At 55.7% G+C, this 5124-nt stretch carries 2 tRNA genes and 2 rRNA genes; all 4 read right to left on the bottom strand.

Annotation, left to right across the window (positions count from 1 at the left end):
* Nucleotides 1-177: 177 nt before the first annotated feature.
* Nucleotides 178-292, bottom strand: a 5S ribosomal RNA gene (gene rrf, locus DSX2_RS13055).
* Nucleotides 293-351: 59 nt separating this feature from the next.
* Nucleotides 352-3284, bottom strand: a 23S ribosomal RNA gene (locus tag DSX2_RS13060).
* Nucleotides 3285-3356: 72 nt separating this feature from the next.
* Nucleotides 3357-3432: transfer RNA gene (locus DSX2_RS13065), tRNA-Ala, on the bottom strand.
* A 16-nt stretch (nt 3433-3448) separates the two neighbouring features.
* Nucleotides 3449-3525: transfer RNA gene (locus DSX2_RS13070), tRNA-Ile, on the bottom strand.
* Nucleotides 3526-5124 lie beyond the last annotated feature (1599 nt).

Genomic DNA, 5124 nt, shown 5'->3' on the forward strand with positions numbered 1-5124 from the left:
CGTCTTTCCGCGGGTGCTCTCTCTTCCGGAAGATGCTCTCTCTTCGGGGTGGGCTCTCTTTCCTGAGAGGTGATCCCAGTGCGGTGGGCCCGAGCGGGCCGTGGAGGATGGGGGGAGGAAAATGAAAAAGGCCCCGGTCAGTGCGGAGTTCCGCGAGACCGGGGCCTTTGAAGGAATCCCTGGCGGCGACCTACTTTCCCACAAGTTAGCTTGCAGTATCATCGGCGATGAGGAGCTTAACTGCCGAGTTCGGAATGGGATCGGGTGTGACCTCCTCTCTATGGCCACCAGGAAATATTTTGGGCATGACGCCCGAAATATGAAAAGGCGATGAGGTTGCGCATAATGTCGTGGATAAAGACGCACGACCTATTAGTACCGGTCAGCTGAGTGTGTCGCCACACTTGCACCTCCGGCCTATCAACCAGGTGGTCTACCTGGGGTCTTCAGGGACCGAAGTCCAGGGAGAACTTATCTTGAGGCAGGTTTCCCGCTTAGATGCCTTCAGCGGTTATCCTTTCCGAACATAGCTACCCAGCGGTGCCGCTGGCGCGACAACTGGAACACTAGAGGTTCGTCCATCCCGGTCCTCTCGTACTAGGGACAGCCCCTCTCAATTCTCCTGCGCCCACAGAGGATAGGGACCAAACTGTCTCACGACGTTTTAAACCCAGCTCGCGTACCACTTTAAACGGCGAACAGCCGTACCCTTGGGACCTGCTCCAGCCCCAGGATGTGATGAGCCGACATCGAGGTGCCAAACCGCATCGTCGATGTGAACTCTTGGATGCGATCAGCCTGTTATCCCCGGCGTACCTTTTATCCTATGAGCGATGGCCCTTCCATGCGGGACCACCGGATCACTAAGACCGACTTTCGTCCCTGCTCGGCATGTCTGCCTCACAGTCAAGCTCCCTTATGCCTTTGCACTCAACGGCTGGTTTCCAATCAGCCTGAGGGAACCTTTGCAAGCCTCCGTTACTTTTTGGGAGGCGACCGCCCCAGTCAAACTACCCACCAGACGCTGTCCCCACGCAGGATAACTGCTATAGGTTAGGGTCTTAGACTGGCAAGGGTGGTATTTCAAGGTTGGCTCCCTCCATACTGGCGTACAGAGTTCACAGCCTCCCACCTATCCTACACATGCCAGCCCAAAACACAACGTCAAGTTGTAGTAAAGGTGCACAGGGTCTTTCCGTCCTTCTGCGGGTAGACGGTATTTTCACCGCCAATCCAATTTCACCGAGTCTCTGGTCGAGACAGTGTGGAGATCGTTACGCCATTCGTGCAGGTCAGAACTTACCTGACAAGGAATTTCGCTACCTTAGGACCGTTATAGTTACGGCCGCCGTTTACCGGGGCTTCGGTTTAAGGCTTCGCCGAAGCTGACCTCACCCCTTAACCTTCCGGCACCGGGCAGGCGTCAGTCCCTATACGTCGTCTTGCGACTTCGCAGAGACCTATGTTTTTAGTAAACAGTCGCCCCCACCTTTTCACTGCGGCTTCCCGAAGCTTTGGAAAGTAAATCTCCTGACCTCAGGAAGCGCCCCTTATTGCGAACTTACGGGGCTAATTTGCCGAGTTCCTTGACCAGAGTTTTCTCGAACGCCTTGGGTTACTCACCCCGCCCACCTGTGTCGGTTTGCGGTACGGTCCACACGAGGTAAACTTAGAGGATTTTCTTGGCAGCATGGGCTCAATCGCTTCAGTCCATAAGGACACGGCATCGCGTCTCGGCGATGTCTCGCGGATTTGCCTACGAGACCAGCCTACACGCTTGCACCGGGACATCCAACACCCGGACGACCTACCCTTCTGCGTCCCCCCATCGCGCCCTCGCGCGGGTACGGGAATATTAACCCGTTTTCCATCAGCTACGTCTTTCGACCTCGCCTTAGGGACCGACTCACCCTGGGAAGATTAACTTTACCCAGGAAACCTTGGGCTTACGGCGGGCAAGTTTCTCACTTGCCTTATCGTTACTCATGCCAGCATAATCACTTCTCACAAGTCCAGGACGGCTTACGCCTTTCCCTTCATCCCGTATGAGAACGCTCCCCTACCACGCATCTTACGATGCATCCGCAGCTTCGGTACCATGCTTAGCTCCGATACATTTTCGGCGCAGGACCACTAGACCAGTGAGCTATTACGCTTTCTTTAAAGGATGGCTGCTTCTAAGCCAACCTCCTGGCTGTCTAAGCGGTCCCACTACCTTAACCACTGAGCATGGATTTAGGAACCTTAGCTGGCGGTCTGGGCTCTTTCCCTCTCGGCTACGGACCTTCGCACCCGCAGCCTGACTCCCAGGAAACGACTTGGCGGCATTCGGAGTTTGATAGGGTTTGGTAAGCTGGTAGGCCCCCTAGCCCTTTCAGTGCTCTACCTCCGCAAGTCTATCCTGAGGCTATACCTCAATATATTTCGGGGAGAACCAGCTATCACCGAGTTTGATTGGCCTTTCACCCCTATCCACAAGTCATCCAAGTAATTTTCAACTTACACTGGTTCGGTCCTCCACTCGGTTTTACCCGAGCTTCAACCTGCTCATGGATAGATCACCCGGCTTCGGGTCTACTCCGCCGTACTGTTCGCCCTATTCAGACTCGCTTTCGCTTCGGCTCCGCTCACGCTTAACCTCGCACGACAGAGTAACTCGCTGGCTCATTATGCAAAAGGCACGCCGTCACGGAACAAGTCCGCTCCGACTGCTTGTAGGCAACTGGTTTCAGGTTCTATTGCACTCCCCTAACAGGGGTTCTTTTCACCTTTCCCTCACGGTACTGGTTCACTATCGGTCGCTAGTGAGTATTTAGCCTTGGAGGATGGTCCCCCCAGATTCAGACGGGGTTTCACGTGCCCCGCCCTACTCGGGTACCGCCTGTGCCGATTTCGACTTCGCATACGGGACTTTCACCCTCTATGGCGCACCTTCCCAGATGCTTCTGCTATCTAATCACGGATCACGTATGACGGCCCCACAACCCCGCGGCCACGAATGACCACGGTTTGGGCTGTTCCCCGTTCGCTCGCCGCTACTCAGGGAATCTCGGTTGATTTCTCTTCCTCCGGGTACTGAGATGTTTCACTTCCCCGGGTTAGCTTCCCAAGGCCTATGTATTCAGCCAAGGGACGGCGGGACATAACTCCCGTCGGGTTGCCCCATTCGGAAATCCTCGGATCAAAGCCTGTTTGGCGGCTCCCCGAGGCATATCGCAGCCTACCACGTCCTTCATCGCCTTCTAGCGCCAAGGCATCCACCAGTTGCCCTTACTATCTTAATCCAGACGCGCAACCTCAACGCCTATTTCACTGTCAAAGAACTTCCGCTCACGCCCTCACACCAAAGCTTCCCCTGGTGGAGGTGAACGGGATCGAACCGATGGCCTCCTGCTTGCAAAGCAGGCGCTCTCCCAGCTGAGCTACACCCCCATTCAGAGGATAAGCGTGGTGGGCCTAGATAGACTTGAACTATCGACCTCACGCTTATCAGGCGTGCGCTCTAACCACCTGAGCTATAGGCCCACTTCGGACGCGGACCCCGACCAACTTACATGGTCGACCCACGCGGTTCGGTTCTCAAAGACCAATTCAAGGCCTTTGCAATTAAATAGCGAGTCGGGCGCTTACTCGATAAAGGAGGTGATCCAGCCGCAGGTTCCCCTACGGCTACCTTGTTACGACTTCACCCCAATTATCGGCCCTACCGTAGACGACTACTCCCCTTGCGGGTTAGTCCGCCGGCTTCGGGTAGAACCAACTTTCGTGGTGTGACGGGCGGTGTGTACAAGGCCCGGGAACGTATTCACCCCAGCATGCTGATCTGGGATTACTAGCGATTCCAACTTCATGCAGTCGAGTTGCAGACTGCAATCCGGACTGGGATGGGTTTTTTGGGATTGGCTTCACCTCGCGGTTTCGCTGCCCTTTGTACCCACCATTGTAGTACGTGTGTAGCCCTGGACGTAAGGGCCATGATGACTTGACGTCGTCCCCACCTTCCTCCCGGTTGACCCGGGCAGTCTCGCCAGAGTGCCCAGCTTTACCTGCTGGCAACTGACAACAAGGGTTGCGCTCGTTGCGGGACTTAACCCAACACCTCACGGCACGAGCTGACGACAGCCATGCAGCACCTGTCTCCGCGCTCCCCGAAGGGCACACCCTCATCTCTGAAGGCTTCGCGGGATGTCAAACCCAGGTAAGGTTCTTCGCGTTGCATCGAATTAAACCACATACTCCACCGCTTGTGCGGGCCCCCGTCAATTCCTTTGAGTTTCAGCCTTGCGACCGTACTCCCCAGGCGGGATGCTTAACGCGTTAACTGCGGCACCGAAGATGAACTCCCCGACACCTAGCATCCATCGTTTACCGTGTGGACTACCAGGGTATCTAATCCTGTTTGCTCCCCACACTTTCGCACCTCAGCGTCAGTACCTGTCCAGGTGGCCGCCTTCGCCACTGGTGTTCCTCCCGATATCTACGGATTTCACTCCTACACCGGGAATTCCGCCACCCTCTCCAGGACTCAAGCCATGCAGTATCAAGCGCAGTTCCCCGGTTGAGCCGAGGGCTTTCACACTTGACTTACAAAGCCGCCTACGCGCGCTTTACGCCCAGTGATTCCGATTAACGCTCGCACCCTCCGTATTACCGCGGCTGCTGGCACGGAGTTAGCCGGTGCTTCCTCCGGAGGTACCGTCAAAGAGCATGGATATTAGCCATACTCCACTTCTTCCCTCCTGACAGAGGTTTACGACCCGAAGGCCTTCTTCCCTCACGCGGCGTCGCTGCGTCAGGCTTTCGCCCATTGCGCAATATTCCCCACTGCTGCCTCCCGTAGGAGTCTGGACCGTGTTTCAGTTCCAGTGTGGCTGATCATCCTCTCAGACCAGCTACCCATCGTTGCCTTGGTGGGCCATTACCCCGCCAACTAGCTAATGGGACGCGGACTCATCACAAGGCGATAGCTTGCAAGCAGAGGCCATCTTTCCACCATATAAAATATGATGCGTACCCGGTATTAGCAGGCGTTTCCACCTGTTATCCCAGTCCTCGCAGATCGGAAGAGCGGTTCAGCAGGAATGCCGAGACCGGGAGCTAATCTCGTATGCCGTCTTCTGCTTG

Origin of the sequence: Desulfovibrio sp. X2 (assembly GCF_000422205.1) — a bacterium.
GTDB lineage: Bacteria > Desulfobacterota > Desulfovibrionia > Desulfovibrionales > Desulfovibrionaceae > Alkalidesulfovibrio.